Below are 15804 nucleotides of genomic sequence, written 5' to 3' on the forward strand. Positions count from 1 at the left end.
CCCGGTATACGGCAAATCGTCTCCGGCCTGTCGGCGCCGCCCTTTTGGCGCCGACGCCTCCATAAACAACTACCCCATCCCTCGCGACCCTGCTGGCGATACTCCTTCGTGCCTTTCTTCAACGTGCACGATAAAAGGATTTATCCATGGCAAACACTCGCAGCCGGCATGAAGGGGGCACCGAGCCCCTCGACGGCATCGTCATCTCGGACAGCGTTTCAAACCCGACCCCGCAAGGCCCTGCCCGCCCGGCAGCGCCAGCTCATCCGCTTACGCCACCCCGGACGCGGGCCGACCTCGCCGAACTGGACACACGCCTGGGGCCCATCACCCTGGATACCTTCACCCTCAGTCGGGTGGAACTTTACGACATGGGCGCCCGCCTCAACGGTCGCACGCTCGATCGCGACCCACCCTTGCAGGACAATGGCCAGCCCCTGCTCGATGGCCTGCAGTTCGAACCAGAGCAACTGCAACAGCATCTGCTGACCGGCGACGCTGGCGACGCGCGCCCGATCGATGTGCTTTTTGAAATAGCCTCTCGGCGCTCCTCAAAGGCCCCGCCCATACTCGGAACAGGCCGACAGCCACTGGCCCATAATCTGATGCGGCAGTTCGAACAGTTGCTCGCCCGGCTACAGAGCTTGCAAATCCTCGCGCACAAATATGTCACCTTTAGCCTTCCCGGCTGGGTCGATGCTGCCAAGAGCCGGGGCATGCTCACCTCTGGCGCCGGCATGCAGGCCTACGGGATCTACAGCGGCCTGGTGGGTATCCGCGAGGCGCTGAAAACCGGCAACGTCAGCGATGCCGTGGTGAACAGCGCCAGAATTGCCACCGAACTGACCTCGATATTGCTCGAACGCGGCCTGCGCAAGACCGGGGAAACCCTGCTTGGCCAGGGCGGCCGAGTTTTCCTCGGTTTTCGCGCCACCTCCGCCGGTCTGCTGATCAGCCGCAGCGCCGGCCTGCTGGGCAACGTGCTGACCCTGCCGTTCGATATCCACAGTGCCGTGACCGCCTTTCGCAGTGCCGCCAACAGCCACGGCAAGGAGGCCATGGACCACTACGTCACGGCCGGTTTCAGCGTTGCCAGCGCGGCGTTGTCCGTCGCACTCGGCGCGGCCGCAGCCGCCGGCGCGTGATCATTGACGAGGATGGACGCGAGCCGAGCATCGTCGAGCTGGCCTGGCCCATGGAGCGTATCCAGCGCTGGCGTATCGTCGACACCAACCTGATCGTGACCTCGTTGCGTGACGAGCATGGCGAACAGCCCGCTCATCAGCTGACGCTGCGGGGTGTCTACCGGGATGACAACGGTCGGCGCTTGCAAAACGATCTGTTGCTGTTCGCCACCCAGGACGGCTACCTGTTCAAGCCCAATCTGCCCGCCACACTGGAGGGCACGGAAGACCGGGACATCCAGGTCACGACCCTCACCCTCGGCCAGCTCCCGCCAGCCCCGCAGCCGGTGAATGGTGGCGAATACCGGCTGCCGGGAGGCTCGACGGGCAGCTACTGCTTCGCCCGGAACACCCCGGACACCACGTTCCAGGTCACGGCCGACGACACACGACCCGCCACCACCTTGTTCCTCGACTACGACAGCGCCGAGATCGAACAGGTCAGTGCACGCTACGAGGTGGCCATGACCCGCGTCGGCGCCTTCAACTACCTGCACTACAGCGATGCCAGCCTGACCCTGCGCTTCAGCGACCAGACCCAACTGACGCTGAAGGACTGGATGGTCAAGGGTGCCGGCAAGCCGAGCGATGTCGGCGCTGCCTTGCATACCACCGGCCTGGACCCGAGCCATCCGATTGTCCTGGTGCTGCGCGATGGCAGCTCGTACAAGGTCGGCGCGCTGCCCGCCCGCTATCTCGAAGACCAGCACAACCCGGGCCTCAGGACCCTTGATGGCCGCGATGCCTTGCAGCGCTGTCGTGGCCGACGTCTGTTCCGTACCCCGGAAAACCGCGACACCCTGCTGCGCGAGCATCCGCAACGCGTCGACTTCCACACCGGCAGCGACTCGACGATCTACAACCTGCAGGGCATGAGCTCCATCTATGAACTGCACCCCCGCGCCGGAGCGACCCTTCATCTGTCGACACCGGGCGCGCTGGCAAAGGTCGCCAACGCCTCGACCTGGTACATCCATGCCCCGGAAAACGCTCGGGGGGTGGCGCGCAGCGACATCAGGATCAGCCCTCGGCAATTCTGGATCGACAATGTTCGCGTCGTGCTGCCGGCGGACGACGATCCGCAGCAACCCCTGGACCTGATCTACATCGTGCTGGCGTCCGGCGAAACCTATGAGGTCGATCGGCTGTTCAACCAGCTTCTGCTGCATGAGCTGGACGCCCGCGCCTACCCCGATATCGACGCCCTGCAACACGCCATCGAGCGGCACCAGGCCGCCAACGAACTGGCCAGTCATCGCGTCAGGGTCAAGAGCCTCCGGGTGACCACCCCATCGGCCTACGGCCCCCGGACCGAAGCGGTCTACGGCGCGATCAACTACGACACTTTGACCCGGCAGTGGACCACGGACAGTGACGATTCGGCGGTCGTCGACCCCAGGGATCTTTTTATCCACACCCCCCGCTAGAGAATGCACCATGTCCCCGAAAGCACCCATTCGCCCAGGCATGCCTGGCGCGGGATCAGCCGATACACCGACAATCAGGCCAACCGAGCTCAGCCCGGCACTCCCTCCCCGCCTTCCCGGTACAGGCCAGCCGCTACTGCCCGGCATCCCTGCCGCCCACCTGTCGGCCGACACGCCGCCGCCCAGCGTGCCGACGACTGGAGCGGCAGCGCTGGCGATCAGCAGTATCACCAGCACCGTGGCCAACCGCCTGGCACCAGGCCGCGCCTTGAGCGCTTACGCCAGGCCGGCGCCGAGAGGCCTGCCACCCCCCGACAGCGACGGCTTGCGCATCGCCCAGCAGCGTCGGTTCGTCAATCTCGAGGATGGCCGGATCGTCATGGTCCGCTACGACGAGAGCGTACGCGCCTACTGCGCCCAGGCCAGGGAGGAACACCTGCCTTCGGGCCCGGCCTTGTACCGGCTCGCAGGCACGGATATCTGGAAAGAAAACCCTGTAGCCAGCGCCTTGCGCTCCTATCAACTGCCAGCGCGGCCCGCCGTCACGCCGCAACCGGGCAGAAGCCCCACAGTGGATGGCCGGCACCCCGACGAGGCCGCCCACGACCTGATACTCCAGCAAATCCGCACGCGATTGCTGGCCGACGCCGAGAACTTCTTCAAGCAGCACCGGCTGCCCGCTCGCCCGCCCGTGCCCGAGCTGCCCGCCGATGTCGGCGAGCGGACGCTGATCGAAATCCTCTACCGACACGGCCAAGGCGTGGTCATCGGCGAAAGATATACCGACTCTGGCAGCAAGCTGTTCCTGATCAGCAATATGGCGACACTCGCGGAAAACGGCGTCATGACGCTCTATGTGGAGCGCCTGAGAACCGACGTCGACCAGGTTCACCTGGATGACTTCCACCACAGCGGAAATCTGAGCGCCGCGCTGGACAGTCACCTGCGCACACTCGATGGCGATTACGCGGATGCGCCAGCGGGGCCTCACAGCTACCGTAGCCTGATCATCAGCGCACGCGCCCACGGTATTCGGGTGCAGGCCCTCGATTGCGCCGCCAGCGACTCCCGGCGCGGACCCGATGCGCAAATGTTCACTCGGGCAACGGCACTGAACTACCACGCCGACCGGGTCATCCAGGCCGATCAGGTGGGTGGACGCAAGGGTAAGTGGCTGGCCCTGGTCAATCTGTATCACGCCAGTGGCTACGCGCCGAAAAGCACCCCCGGACTGATCCGCCTGCGGGGCGTGATCGGGCTGGAGATCAAGAACGCCATGAGCGGACCGGCAATACGCGTGATGACGGTGGCGAAACCGGACATCAAGGATCCCATGCGCCTCGTCAGCCCTGACCTCAAATTGACCGTGAAGGTCCCCTGGCTAGAGTCGCTTGAAATCCCCCTGCCCTACCGCAAGGTGCTGCAGGAGCGTATTCGAAACCCGGAAGAGATTGCGCGCAGGACCCACTTCAAACTGGGTGAACGGGCGCACGACGAGGCTGCCATCACTGACTTTCTCGATCGCGAAGAACACCTGGGAAATACCAGCGAGAAGTTTTTTTCAGGGGCCGACGGCAGACGCCATGCCCAGCCGTACATCCCCGAAGTGCCCGCTGACAGCACGCCTGCACGAGTGTTTGAAATGCTCTATGAAAACAATCAGGGCGTGGTATTGGCCGCTGAGCAGGGCTCGCTGACCGCTCGCAAACTGCTGCTCGAAAACCTGCCGGCATTGGCGACGCTCAACGTCAGGAAACTCTATGTGCAAAACCTGCTGACGGATCTCGACCAGCCGTTCATTGACGGTTTCCAGGCAACGGGCAACCTGCCCGAGCGTTTTCAACAGGCCCTGGCCTCCGAGGATCTACGGCAGTCATTTGGTCTGGCCAATGAATATTCCCTGCAGCGCCTGCTGCTGAGCGCCCGTGAGCATGGCATCGTCATCCAGGCCCTCGACACGGCCGCCAGCTACAGGAAACAGCGGCAGAAGCACAATGTGCCAGCCTTCAACTACGTCGCCCACAAGATCATCGCCAGCGATCAACAACAGCACGGGGCACACAAATGGCTGGCCCTGGTGTTGAACGTCAACGCCGGCCCTGTCAGGGGTATACCCGGCCTGGCGCAACTGCAAGGCGCCGCGGCCCTGCGAACGGTCGCCATCGGGCCGCAAGCTGCGGCGCGGGTAAGCCCCGATCCGGGTTACGTGGAACGTGTCTATGGGCGCAATGAGTATGTCCGTGCGGATCTGGTGCTGGAGGTCAACACCGACTCCGGGCCCATGCCACGGGCCTCGCAGGATCCCAGGAGTTGCCTGGGCTGGCTGGAGGTTGAGCCAAGTTTCCTGATTGAACGACAGGGCGACCACTTCATACTGGTGCAGAGAATCTATCGCACGGGGCAAGATCACTACCGCGAGACCGTGATCGAAGTACAGGATGGCAAATATTCCATCGCCCCCGGCACCCCGCTGTCCAACGGTGTGCAATACGCCAGCATCGCGGATCTGGTCTGGGGGCTCAAGGGCGAGGGCAAGGTACAGGTTGCCGAGATTCCCGGCGTGATTCCGATCCCCGCCGTGCCCAGGCTCGACACCCATCCGCAGCTCAATCGGCCAGGGATGTTCATCATCGATGAGTCGGCGAACGGTCCGGTGCTGATCAACCGCTCAAGGGACCGCTCGTTGAGCGTGACGCCGATCCGGCGTACTCCGTCCGGCAAGCTGTACATTCAGCACAGACGTTGGGGTTACGACGACACCCAGCTGTTTGCCAGCCGGGAGGATCTCAGCCGCGAGCTGGCCCGGCGAACGGGCCTGGTGCCCTACAGCGTGCCCACGGACCTCTGAGCACCGCCCCCGACCAGCCTGCTGGCACGGGGGCCACCCCTCAACCGGCCAGGGTCTGGGCATCCATTTTCTGGCGCAGGCTCAAGGGACGCATGTCGGTCCAGACCTCTTCGATGTATTCCAGGCACTCTTTCTTGAAACCGCTCTTGCCGACGGTGCGCCAGCCGTTGGGGATCGCCTTGTAGTCCGGCCAGATGGAATATTGTTCCTCGTGGTTGACCACTACCTGAAAGACGATGTCGTCGCGGTCGAATACTGAAGTCATTGCGGTTCTCCCTAAGCGTGGAATGAGGCCGCGTCAATCGCGCGGCACCCGTGTAGATGAAAACGTTCGGCCCCGCCGAAAAATTAGAGGGCAGCCACGGCCGCCGCCAGGGCCTTGGCGAAAATCCGTGCCACTTCGTCAACCTGAGCCGCAGTGATCACCAGTGGCGGCAGGAAACGCACCACCCCGCCGTGACGACCGCCGAGTTCGAGGATCAACCCGCGCTTGAGGCATTCGCGCTGGACCAGCGGCGCCAGGCGCGGCAAGGCCGGTGGATGGCCCTGGGCATCCGGGGTGCCGTTCGGGTCGACCAGCTCGACGCCCATCATCAGCCCGCGCCCACGGATATCCCCCAGGTGCGGGAAATCGCGCTGCAATAACCGCAGGTGTTCGCCCAGGCGCTCGCCCATGGCCGCTGCATGGGCCGGCAGATCGTGCTCCTTGAGATAGCGCATCACCGCAGAACCAGCGGCCATGGCCATCTGGTTGCCACGGAAGGTGCCAGCATGGGCACCCGGCGCCCAGGTATCGAGCCAGTCACGATAGACCATCACCGCCAGCGGCAGGCTACCGCCAATGGCTTTGGACATCACCACCACATCCGGGATGATGCCGGCATGTTCGAAGGCGAACATCTTTCCGGTGCGGCCGAAACCGCTCTGGATCTCATCGACGATCAGCGCTACACCGGCCTTTTCGGTGATTCGGCGCAAACCGCGCAACCAGTCGAGATCCGCCGGGATCATGCCGCCCTCACCCTGCACCGCCTCGACGATGATCGCCGCTGGCAATTGCACGCCACCTTCAGGGTCGTTCAGCAGGTTTTCCAGGTAATGCAGGTTGACCTTCACCCCGGCCTCACCACCGAGGCCGAACGGGCAACGGTAGTCGTAGGGATACGGCAGGAACTGCACGCCGTTACCCAGCAGCGCGCCGAGCGGTTTCTTCGGCCCCAGGCTACCCATCAGGCTCAAGGCGCCCTGGCTCATGCCGTGGTAGGCGCCCTGGAACGACAACACGGTGCTACGCCCGGTGGCAGTGCGCACCAGCTTGAGGGCCGCCTCCACCGCATCGGTGCCGGTCGGGCCGCAGAACTGGATTTTCGCTTGCTGGGCCAGCACCTCGGGCAGCAGGCCGAACAAGTCCTGGACGAACTGGTCCTTGACCGGCGTGGTCAGGTCCAGCGTATGCAGCGGCAACTCGTCGGCCAGCACCTGCTGGATCGCCTCGATCACCACCGGATGGTTGTGGCCCAGCGCCAGGGTGCCAGCACCGGCCAGGCAATCGATGAACCGGCGGCCCTCGACGTCCTCGACATACAGTCCCTTGGCCCGCTTGAGCGCCAGCGGGATACGCCGAGGGTAGCTGCGGGCGTTGGACTCCTGGCGATTCTGCCGGGCCAACAGCGGCGACTCGTCGAACTGGTAGAGCGTTTCCGCCGCAGGCTGGTCGGAGTGGACCGACGGCTTTTCGATAAGGCTGGTAGCGACTGACATCTCTCTATCCCTCAATACGCAGGTGTGATGGCCAAGACCTTCCATCCGCGCGCGGGTGCGTGCACGCGAATTTCATGTTCAGGAAACGCACCAGCCAAGTCGGGATTTACACCCGCCAGGGGATTTATCCGCCAAGGCCTCGCTCACAGCAGTCGCTTGTGCATCGGGATCGCGGTCAACCCCAGCACGCTGAACGCACCGTCCGTCTGGCGATACCCCAGATGCCGGTAGAAACCCTCGCCGGTCAGCGTGCTGTTGAGCCAAGCCGTGCCGTGCCCCGTCTTCACCAGCCAGGCTTCGAGCCCGGCCACCAGCGCCCGGCCGACGCCGTGCCGAAACCACTCCGGCTGTACGTAGCACAACAGGATGCGGCCATCGTCGCGGGCCATGCCCACACCCGCCGGCTTGCCCCGCAGGTGCGCCAGGTTCAGGCACAGGCGCGGGTCGGCCAGCCAGGGCAAGACATGCTCGAGACTGCGGGTGCGGGTCCAGGCCTCAAGTCGCAACGGCTCGTTGCGGTGGTCGAGCGAGCAGCCAACCCTGATCGAGCGCAGGAGTATCCGGCTGATGATGCCAGCATCGGCGGCTACGGCCGGGCGAATGTCGATGGCGGTGTCCATGGTGCATGACCTCAATCCGTTGAGTGACAAGCGCCAGACGATACTGCCTGGGGATACGCCCGGGCGAGCCGGACGCGGTGACAGGATTTTTCAGCTCTCAATGGCCTGTAGCGGCATGCTCAACTCGACCCGCAGCCCATCCGGCCGGCTGTCGAAATGCAGCTCGCAGCCACAGCGCTGGACGATCGCCTGGACAATCGCCAGGCCCAGGCCGCAACCGGTGCTCTTGCCGTTGCGCCAGAAGCGTTGGGTCAGGTGCTGCAGGTCGTCTTCGGCGATGCCCGGCCCATGGTCGCGGACCTGGAAACACACGCGATTGCCGCTGGTGCGCACATTCAACTCCACCGGCGCGTCGCCCGGCGTGTGGCGCAGGGCGTTGTCCAGCAGATTGCGCAAGGCGGCGATGGACAGCGTCGAAGGCATTTCCAGCGGCGCCGCAGAACATGGCTCCGACAAATGCAGCTCGATCCGCCGCCGGTCACCATTGGCCGCGTCCTGGATCGCCAGGCGCGCCACCTGTTCGGCAGTGCATTGCACGCCATCGTCGAACGACAGGCTGCCTTCGACCCGAGCCAGCAACAGCAACTGTTCCAGGGTTCGATGCAGGCGGTCGGCACCGGCCTCGGCATGGGCCAGGGACTGGTCGCGGGCGGCGCCGTCGGTCATGCGCGCCACTTGCAGGTGGGTCTTGATCGCCGTCAGCGGGCTGCGCAATTCGTGGGCGGCATCACCGGTCAGGCGGCGCTCACGCTCGATGGCCTTGCCGATGCGTTGCAGCAACTGGTTCTGGGTTTCGAGCAGGGGCTTCAATTCGCTGGGCAACGGATGGATCTGCAACGGTTCGAGAGAGTCGGGGCTGCGCCGCTTCAGCGCGTCACGCATGCGCTTGAGCGGTGCCAGGCCCTGACCGAGGCCCAGCCAGAGCAGGATCAGGCAGACCAGCAGCGCCACCCCGACCGGCACCGAGGCCGCGAGCAGCACCGAGAGGTTCAACGCCTCACGCTCGACCTGGCGGTCGGCGGTGGTGATATGGATGTCACCCCGCACCAGGGTAAAGGTGCGCCAGGGCGCGCCGTCGATCATCTGATCGTGGAAGCCGACGCTATGAGCCTCCAGGGCCTGCTCGGGATTGTTATGGCTGCGGGCCAGCACTTCCCCGCGCAGGGAGCTGACCTGGCAGGCCATGCCGCCGGTGATATTGAGCTGCTCGGAACTGAAATGCGTGACCTCGCCCTTGCCCGACATCGCCGGCAACTGCTCCAGCAAACCGGCCACCATCCGTGCCGACGCCACCAGCCGCTGGTCGAGAGAGAACATCATCTGGTGACGCAGGTCGCTGAGCATCCAGGTCGCGGCCAGGGCCCAGATCAGGATGAATGCCGAGCCGATGGTCAGGCTCAGGCGCAGGCGCAGGCTCATCATGCGTCTACGTCACCCGCAGGACCGAGGCGATAGCCCAGGCCGCGCACGGTCTCGACAATGCCATTGCCCAGCTTGCGGCGCAGGTGGTGGATATGCACGTTGAGCGCGTTGCTTTCCAGCTCGTCGCTGAACCCGTAGACGCTGTCCTTGAGCTGCTCGCTCGACAGCACCCGGCCACGGTTGTGCAGCAGTGCCTGCAACAGCGCCTGCTCGCGGCGCGAGAGGTCCACCGACTGGCCATTCAGGGTCGTCACGCGGCTGCTCGGGTCGTAGCTGAGCGGGCCATGCTCGATCAGGTTGACGCTGCGCCCGGCGACCCGGCGCAACAGGGTCTGCAGGCGGGCGAAGAGTTCGCGCAGGTCGAACGGCTTGAGCAGGTAGTCGTCGGCACCGGCCTGCAAGCCGTCAACCCGATCAGTCACCGAATCACGGGCCGTGAGGATCAGCACTGGCAGTTCCAGACCCTTGCTGCGCAGTTGGGTCAGCAGTTTCAGGCCATCTTCGTCGGGCAGGCCAAGGTCCAGGACCATCACGTCGAATTGCGCCGCACGCAGCATGGCCCGCGCGGCGGACGCCGTGGCGACGTGCTCCACCGTCATGCCCTGGGCGGTCAGGCCGGCAACGATGCCGCTGGCGATCAACTCATCGTCTTCGCAAACCAGTACGTGCATGGGATTACCTGTGCAAATATGTCCATTGAAACCCGGACGGATTAAGCGGCGATTATGCCGTGACTCCGTAAGGATAGTAACGTTCGCGTCGGCGACCGCTGGTGCGGGTTAATGATCGGTTAATCGCTGCCCAGCACTCTTGACCGGACAAGCTTGTGCACCAAGGACTTTTTATGCGTTGGGTGTTGACCTTTTTTTTCCTGATCTTCGCCAGCCTGGCCCAAGCCGGTAATGACCCGTTCGCGGTGAAAAAGCCGGAGTTCCCGCCTGCCCATCAGGTTTTCGTCTTCAGTTCGGAAAAGCTGGCCTCGGGCCAGACCCGCCTGTACTGGCAGATCAGCGACGGTTATTACCTTTATCAGAAACGCCTGAAGTTCGATGGCCTGGATCCGGCGCATCGCCCCTCGCTGCCCGCAGCGCTGGCCCACAACGACGAGTTCTTTGGCGATCAGCCGGTCTATCGCACCGAACTGGAAGTGCTGATTCCGGCCGATGCCAGCGGCAAGGTCAGCGTCGGCTGGCAGGGTTGCGCCGATGCCGGGCTGTGTTATCCACCGCAGACCCAGGTGGTCGACCTGGGTAACCCGACGCCTGGGAAGCAGGCCGGCCCTGCGACGACAGCCAGCCAACCGGCGCAAGCCCGCGACCAGTCCCTGGCCAGCAGCCTGAGCGAACAGACGCTGGGCTGGAGCCTGCTGGCCTTCTTCGGCCTCGGCCTGCTGCTGGCGTTTACCCCCTGCACCCTGCCCATGCTGCCGATTCTCGCCGGTATCGTGGTCGGCAGCGGCGCCAGTCCACGGCGCGGTTTCGCCCTGGCGGGCAGCTATGTGTTGAGCATGGCGCTGGTCTACGCAGGGCTGGGCATGCTCGCCGCGCTGCTGGGCGGCAATCTGCAGGCCTTCCTGCAACAACCCTGGCTGCTGGGCAGCTTCGCCGCCCTGTTCATCGTGCTGGCGCTGCCGATGTTCGGTTTCTTCGAACTGCAACTGCCCAGCGCCCTGCGCGATCGTCTGGAACGCGCCGGGCAAAATCGCCGTGGCGGCAGCCTGGTCGGCGCCGGGATTATCGGCGCGCTGTCGGCGTTGCTGGTCGGCCCGTGCATGACCGCGCCGCTGGCCGGCGCCCTGCTGTACATCGCCCAGAGCGGCAACGTACTGCTCGGCGGCCTGGTGCTGTTCAGCCTCGGCATCGGCATGGGCCTGCCGTTGTTGCTGCTGGTGACCGTGGGCAATCGGTTCCTGCCCAAGCCTGGGCCGTGGATGGACCGGGTCAAGGCGTTGTTCGGTTTCCTGTTCCTTGGCACCGCGATATTGATGATTCGCCCGGTAGTCGACGAATCGCTGTGGATGATCCTCTGGGGCGCACTGGCGCTGCTGGTGGCTCGCGCGCTCTGGTCGCTGTCGCGCCAACCCGGTCGCGGCGCCCTGCCTGCCGCCGGCATCAGCCTGCTGCTGGGCTTGTGGGGCAGCCTGCTGGTGATCGGCGGCGCGGGTGGCGGCAGTGACCTGTGGCGCCCGCTGCAGATCTACAGCGGCGGTGCCGGCAGCAACGTGGTGAACCACGCAAATTTTGTCACCGTCAACGACCCCGCCGCGCTGCAGCGCGAGCTGGACCGCGCCAAGGCCAGCGGCCAGTGGGTCCTGGTGGATTACTACGCCGACTGGTGTACCTCGTGCAAGGTCATGGAGAAACAGGTGTTCACCCAGCCCGAGGTGATCGATGCCCTGCGCGATGTGCACCTGGTACGCCTGGATGTGACCACCGACAATGCCGCCAGCCACCAGTTGCTGAGCCGCTTCGAAGTCCCCGGGCCCCCGACGCTGCTGTGGATCGCCCCCGAAGGCGACGAGCGCCGGGCCAGCCGTATCACCGGCGAAGTCGATGCCGCAGGTTTCCTGCAGAACTGGAACAACACACGAGGTGCCCGCTAAATGCTGACCCTGACCCTCGGAACCTTCGCCCTGTCGATCAACCACCTGCTGTTGCTGCTGGCCCTCGCCCTGGCGACGCTGGTCGGCTGGTGGGTGGCCAAGCGCGGTGGCGAGAACCCGGAGTCGGTGCTGTTCAGCCTGTTCATCCTGGCACTGGTCGCCGCCCGGGGCAGCTTCGTGATCGCCTACTGGAGCTACTTTCGCAACGACCCGCTACAGATCCTCGATATTCGCGACGGGGGTTTCCTGCCCTGGCCCGGCCTGCTGGCGATACTGCTCGGCGCCCTGGCCTGGACCTGGCGCCGGCCGGCGCTGCGCAAGCCGCTGGGTTTCGGGCTGGGCAGCGGGTTGGCGTTCTGGCTGTTGGCAAGCTTTTCCACGACCCTCTATGAGCAAGGCTCGCGCCTGCCGGCCATCACCCTGCTCAACGCCGAGGGCCAGGCGGTGCAACTGAGCGACTATCAGGGCGGGCCGCTGGTGATCAACCTCTGGGCCACCTGGTGCCCACCCTGCCGCCGGGAAATGCCCGTACTGCAGAAGGCCCAGCGGGAACGCCAGGACGTGACCTTCCTGTTCGTCAACCAGGCCGAAAGCATGCAAAGCGTGACCACCTTCCTGATGACCCAGGGCTTGAATCTGGACAACGTCCTGTTCGACGGCCGCGGCCAGCTGGCACAAAACGTGGGCTCGATGGCCTTGCCCACCACTCTGTTGTACAACGCCGAAGGTCATCTGCTCGACAGTCACCTGGGTGAATTGTCCGAGGCCAGCCTGGCCCGCGTCTTGGAAAACTTCGGCCCTCCACACCCCGCCAAGGCCGCTTCGGCCACTGCAAGGAAACCGCTATGTCCGTCCACCGCCGCCTGCTGAACCTGAGTCTGAGCACCGCTTTCGGCGCGTTGCTGATACAGGCGCCAGCGTCACGGGCCGAAGAGCTGCCCGCACCGATCAGGAGCATCGAAGCCAAGGGGGCGAAGATCGTCGGGAGTTTCGATGCCCCCGATGGCCTGCGCGGCTACGCCGCCCAGTATCAGAATCGCGGCATGGCCCTGTACCTGACGCCCGACGGCAAGCATGTGATCGCCGGCAACCTGTATGACGCCGAGGGCAAGGACCTGAGCCAGGCGCCACTGCAAAAGCTGGTCTATGCGCCGATGTCCAGGCAGGTCTGGGGCGAGATGGAAAAGAGCAACTGGATCGAGGACGGCAAACAGGATGCGCCACGCATCGTCTATCTGTTCAGCGACCCCAACTGCCCGTACTGCAACATGTTCTGGGAACAGGCCCGGCCCTGGGTCGAGTCCGGCAAGGTGCAGTTGCGGCATATCATGGTCGGGATCATCCGCGAGGACAGCCCGGCCAAGGCGGCCGCCCTGTTCGCCGCCAAGGATCCGCAACAGGCCCTGCACGACCATGAAAAGGCCGGCAAGGCCAGCTCGCTCAAGCCCCTGGCGAAGATCCCGGCGGACCTGCAGGCCAAGCTCGATGCCAACACCAAGCTGATGGACGAGTTGGAGGTGTCGGCCACGCCGGCGATCTTCTACCTCGACGCCAACGGCGAACTGCAACAGCAGCAGGGCGCGCCGTCAGCGGACCTGCTGGTGAAGATTCTCGGCCCCAAGTAATAGGCCCGCCTGCCGGATGAACGCTCCTTCGCGCCTGTGGGAGCATTCGGGAAATTCCCCTGCGCGGCGCTCCTCCTACCGATTGCCTGCCGATTGTCCGGCGAGGGCTGTCGGCAAAGCACAAACGACAGGCAAGGGCACGACTCCCTAAGCTGCTGACTTCACTCGTCATCCCGCTGAAGGTCAGTCATGTCGCTCAATATCTACCTGGCACAGATACGCCCTGTCCCACGCTCGCGCGCCCTGCCGTTTCCCGAGCACCTGGAACCGATCTGGGCCCAGGCCGGCCAAGTGCCGACCATGGAGTCCAATAGCCCGCTGCTCGTCATCAGCCAGGGCTGCATCGACTACTGGCCACTCAACAACCTCGGCAACCCGGGTGAACTGCATCTGCTGGCCTACGGGCCGGCCCGCGAGCTGCTGGGACACAAGGTGCTGAAGCTGGGCGACCGCAAGCTGGTGTCGGTACAGATCGAGCAGTCGGAACGGTTGGTCTTCCTTGATGAACAGCACGCACGTCATACCCGCAACCGCACGCTCCTGGACGAGACCGCGCACGATACTCACCAGTACTTCTGGATCATCAACAGCCACAGCGGCGCCGCCCTGAGCTGGGACAGCGACAGCCCGGACGTGACCCTGCAACCGCTCGCGGCGACCCGCCAGCAGATCTGGGTCGTCGACACCATTGGCGCCATCTTCACCGGCCGCGGCAACCGCCGCCTGTCAGCCCCGAAAGGCGATCTGGCCCTGTCCTCCCTGCACCTGATGGACAGTGACGAAACCGGTCATGACCAATGGAACATCGACCACCAGGGCCTTATCCGCTCGTTCGGCAATGACCTGGCCTGGACACAAACCGGCGAACACAGCGTGGAGCTCGCCGAGCACACGGCGACGCTGGCCGAACATCAACGCTGGCGCTTCAAGCCTTACCTCGTGTCGCCGTTCACCCGGGAGAACCCGCTGGCGCAGTTGCTGCCCGAACAACCGTTCTTTCTCGAGTGCGACCAACACCCGGGGTTCAGGTGGGCATTGACGGCTGCGCAGGCGCAATGGCTGCCGGCAACCGATACCGAGGCGCAACACGGTGCCTGGCGCTACGCACAGGGCAAGCTGATCGATAGCGCCAGCGGCCTGGCGCTGACCTCACAGTCGGAACAGATCCTGCTCGCAACGCCTCGGGATGAGGACGCCCATCAGCAGTGGTACATGAGCAGTGACGGTTGCCTGATTCAGCCCTTCAACGCAAAAGTGCTCGAATTCGAGGACGGGCAAGTCCGGCTCATGGACTACGACCTGCTGCGCCCCGCCCACGCACACTGGCAGATCCGCCACTTCCGCCAGCGCCGGGCCAGCATGGCGGTCTTCGAACCCCAACCGTTGGGCTACATCAGCAAACTGTCGATCACCGTCACCATCGCCAATGTTTTCTGGGGCGGGACCTCGGACAAGATCATGCTGACCCTGACTTCCCTCGACAAGGCCGTGCGCCTGTTCGATGCACCCCATGCCGGCGACTCGGTCACCCTCGATATCGATATCCAGGCGATGTTCGGCAAACCGAGCATCCCCATGCGCGATGTCCATACGATCCTGTTCTACCAGGAGTCACGCGCCGTATCGGGTGGCAACGACCAATGGAAACTGGAATCGATCGTCCTCAAGGCCAACGACCGCTACCTCAACGACTCGCTGCGCAACATCAATCGTTGGGTCTCGCCGCCCTTCCGTTCCGCACATATTTCCTGGGGCAGTACGATCTCCTGGTGCAACTGGCGGGACATCCGCCACAACCGGCACATCGACTTCAACGGCCAGACCTACCCGGTGACGCTGATGCCCTACATCGGCGACCTGAAAGCCTGGCGCAACTACGATCCGTCCAGCATTGACGGGGTCGGCCAATTGATCGGCATGAACCATGGTCGGCTCATCGGCGAAATCCTCAAGACCCGGGACTGTGAGGCACTCAAACCCAATGAGGGCAACAACAGTTACACCTGGGTGTTCACCCCGGATGGCGCGATCATCTATCGTCTCTGGAACCATGACGACAGCGCGGGCTATATCCGACACAGCCAACTGGGCAGTGGCAGATCGGTGATCTGCGCGGGCGAATTCAGAATAGAGAGAAGAGAGGATATCGACGGCGTCGTCGATGTCATCGCCATGGTGAACGATGCGTCGGGTCACTACAAACCCGATGGAGGAGCCTGCCTCGGCTCGGTCGAGGAGAAATTCAAGGCACTGGGCATCCCCACCGAACACATTACATGGTCCTACAGGGGCGCTGCGTAACATTCGGCTTCGGG

General features: G+C 64.3%; 12 protein-coding genes. 7 read left to right on the forward strand and 5 right to left on the reverse strand.

Translation table 11 applies throughout. The features are described 5' to 3' along the window. The first annotated feature begins 146 nt into the window (after nt 1-146). The 3 genes from BLU37_RS27095 to BLU37_RS27105 are packed head-to-tail and all read left to right on the forward strand — an operon-like array spanning nt 147 to nt 5459. Nucleotides 147-1145, forward strand: a complete 999-nt coding sequence (locus BLU37_RS27095; RefSeq protein ID WP_090210490.1) for a hypothetical protein — start codon at nt 147-149, stop codon at nt 1143-1145. Continuing rightward, complete coding sequence (locus BLU37_RS27100; RefSeq protein ID WP_090210492.1) at nt 1142-2611, forward strand: hypothetical protein; 1470 nt, start codon at nt 1142-1144, stop codon at nt 2609-2611. The genes BLU37_RS27095 and BLU37_RS27100 overlap by 4 nt, the downstream gene beginning before the upstream one ends. Before the next feature lie 10 nt (nt 2612-2621). Continuing rightward, the gene (locus BLU37_RS27105) at nt 2622-5459 is read left to right on the forward strand and encodes a membrane-targeted effector domain-containing toxin (protein WP_232000425.1); all 2838 of its coding nucleotides are present in this window, start codon (nt 2622-2624) and stop codon (nt 5457-5459) included. 40 nt (nt 5460-5499) lie between these two features. On the opposite strand, the gene BLU37_RS27110 is transcribed toward BLU37_RS27105, so the two are convergent. The 5 genes from BLU37_RS27110 to BLU37_RS27130 all read right to left on the reverse strand — a co-directional run bounded on the left by BLU37_RS27110 (nt 5500) and on the right by BLU37_RS27130 (nt 9933). Beyond that, nucleotides 5500-5724, reverse strand: coding sequence for an MbtH family protein (locus BLU37_RS27110; RefSeq protein ID WP_019363720.1), 225 nt, complete (start codon nt 5722-5724; stop codon nt 5500-5502). 83 nt (nt 5725-5807) lie between these two features. Continuing rightward, nucleotides 5808-7220: an aspartate aminotransferase family protein gene (locus tag BLU37_RS27115; RefSeq protein ID WP_090210494.1), complete on the reverse strand. Its 1413-nt coding sequence runs from the start codon at nt 7218-7220 to the stop codon at nt 5808-5810. A gap of 143 nt (nt 7221-7363) precedes the next feature. Then, nucleotides 7364-7840, reverse strand: coding sequence for a GNAT family N-acetyltransferase (locus BLU37_RS27120; RefSeq protein WP_090210495.1), 477 nt, complete (start codon nt 7838-7840; stop codon nt 7364-7366). Nucleotides 7841-7930: 90 nt separating this feature from the next. Next, nucleotides 7931-9262: an ATP-binding protein gene (locus BLU37_RS27125; protein ID WP_026007907.1), complete on the reverse strand. Its 1332-nt coding sequence runs from the start codon at nt 9260-9262 to the stop codon at nt 7931-7933. Further along, nucleotides 9259-9933, reverse strand: a complete 675-nt coding sequence (locus tag BLU37_RS27130; RefSeq protein WP_010446895.1) for a response regulator — start codon at nt 9931-9933, stop codon at nt 9259-9261. The genes BLU37_RS27125 and BLU37_RS27130 overlap by 4 nt, the downstream gene beginning before the upstream one ends. 173 nt (nt 9934-10106) lie before the next feature. Here BLU37_RS27130 and dsbD point away from each other — a divergent pair, with 173 nt between their 5' ends. The 4 genes from dsbD to BLU37_RS27150 all read left to right on the forward strand — a co-directional run bounded on the left by dsbD (nt 10107) and on the right by BLU37_RS27150 (nt 15790). Then, nucleotides 10107-11864, forward strand: coding sequence for a protein-disulfide reductase DsbD (dsbD, locus tag BLU37_RS27135; protein WP_090210497.1), 1758 nt, complete (start codon nt 10107-10109; stop codon nt 11862-11864). Then, nucleotides 11865-12734, forward strand: a complete 870-nt coding sequence (locus tag BLU37_RS27140) for a TlpA disulfide reductase family protein (RefSeq protein WP_090210499.1) — start codon at nt 11865-11867, stop codon at nt 12732-12734. Next, a complete protein-coding gene (dsbG, locus tag BLU37_RS27145; RefSeq protein ID WP_090210501.1) occupies nt 12710-13489 on the forward strand; it encodes a thiol:disulfide interchange protein DsbG in 780 nt (259 codons plus the stop codon). Before BLU37_RS27140 ends, dsbG begins: the two co-directional genes overlap by 25 nt. A gap of 189 nt (nt 13490-13678) precedes the next feature. After that, entirely contained in the window at nt 13679-15790 is a 2112-nt protein-coding gene (locus BLU37_RS27150) for an RICIN domain-containing protein (protein ID WP_090210503.1), read from the forward strand. The last annotated feature ends 14 nt before the right edge of the window (nt 15791-15804 follow it).

The organism is Pseudomonas asplenii, from assembly GCF_900105475.1.
Classification (GTDB): domain Bacteria; phylum Pseudomonadota; class Gammaproteobacteria; order Pseudomonadales; family Pseudomonadaceae; genus Aquipseudomonas; species Aquipseudomonas asplenii.

Excerpts from the sequence above, each read along its gene's own strand:
- BLU37_RS27095 (WP_090210490.1), top strand. The coding sequence starts at position 147 with ATGGCAAACACTCGCAGCCGGCATGAAGGGGGCACCGAGCCCCTCGAC.
- BLU37_RS27105 (WP_232000425.1), top strand. The coding sequence starts at position 2,622 with ATGTCCCCGAAAGCACCCATTCGCCCAGGCATGCCTGGCGCGGGATCA.
- BLU37_RS27110 (WP_019363720.1), bottom strand. The coding sequence starts at position 5,724 with ATGACTTCAGTATTCGACCGCGACGACATCGTCTTTCAGGTAGTGGTC.
- BLU37_RS27115 (WP_090210494.1), bottom strand. The coding sequence starts at position 7,220 with ATGTCAGTCGCTACCAGCCTTATCGAAAAGCCGTCGGTCCACTCCGAC.
- BLU37_RS27120 (WP_090210495.1), bottom strand. The coding sequence starts at position 7,840 with ATGGACACCGCCATCGACATTCGCCCGGCCGTAGCCGCCGATGCTGGC.
- BLU37_RS27125 (WP_026007907.1), bottom strand. The coding sequence starts at position 9,262 with ATGATGAGCCTGCGCCTGCGCCTGAGCCTGACCATCGGCTCGGCATTC.
- BLU37_RS27130 (WP_010446895.1), bottom strand. The coding sequence starts at position 9,933 with ATGCACGTACTGGTTTGCGAAGACGATGAGTTGATCGCCAGCGGCATC.
- dsbD (WP_090210497.1), top strand. The coding sequence starts at position 10,107 with ATGCGTTGGGTGTTGACCTTTTTTTTCCTGATCTTCGCCAGCCTGGCC.
- BLU37_RS27140 (WP_090210499.1), top strand. The coding sequence starts at position 11,865 with ATGCTGACCCTGACCCTCGGAACCTTCGCCCTGTCGATCAACCACCTG.
- dsbG (WP_090210501.1), top strand. The coding sequence starts at position 12,710 with ATGTCCGTCCACCGCCGCCTGCTGAACCTGAGTCTGAGCACCGCTTTC.
- BLU37_RS27150 (WP_090210503.1), top strand. The coding sequence starts at position 13,679 with ATGTCGCTCAATATCTACCTGGCACAGATACGCCCTGTCCCACGCTCG.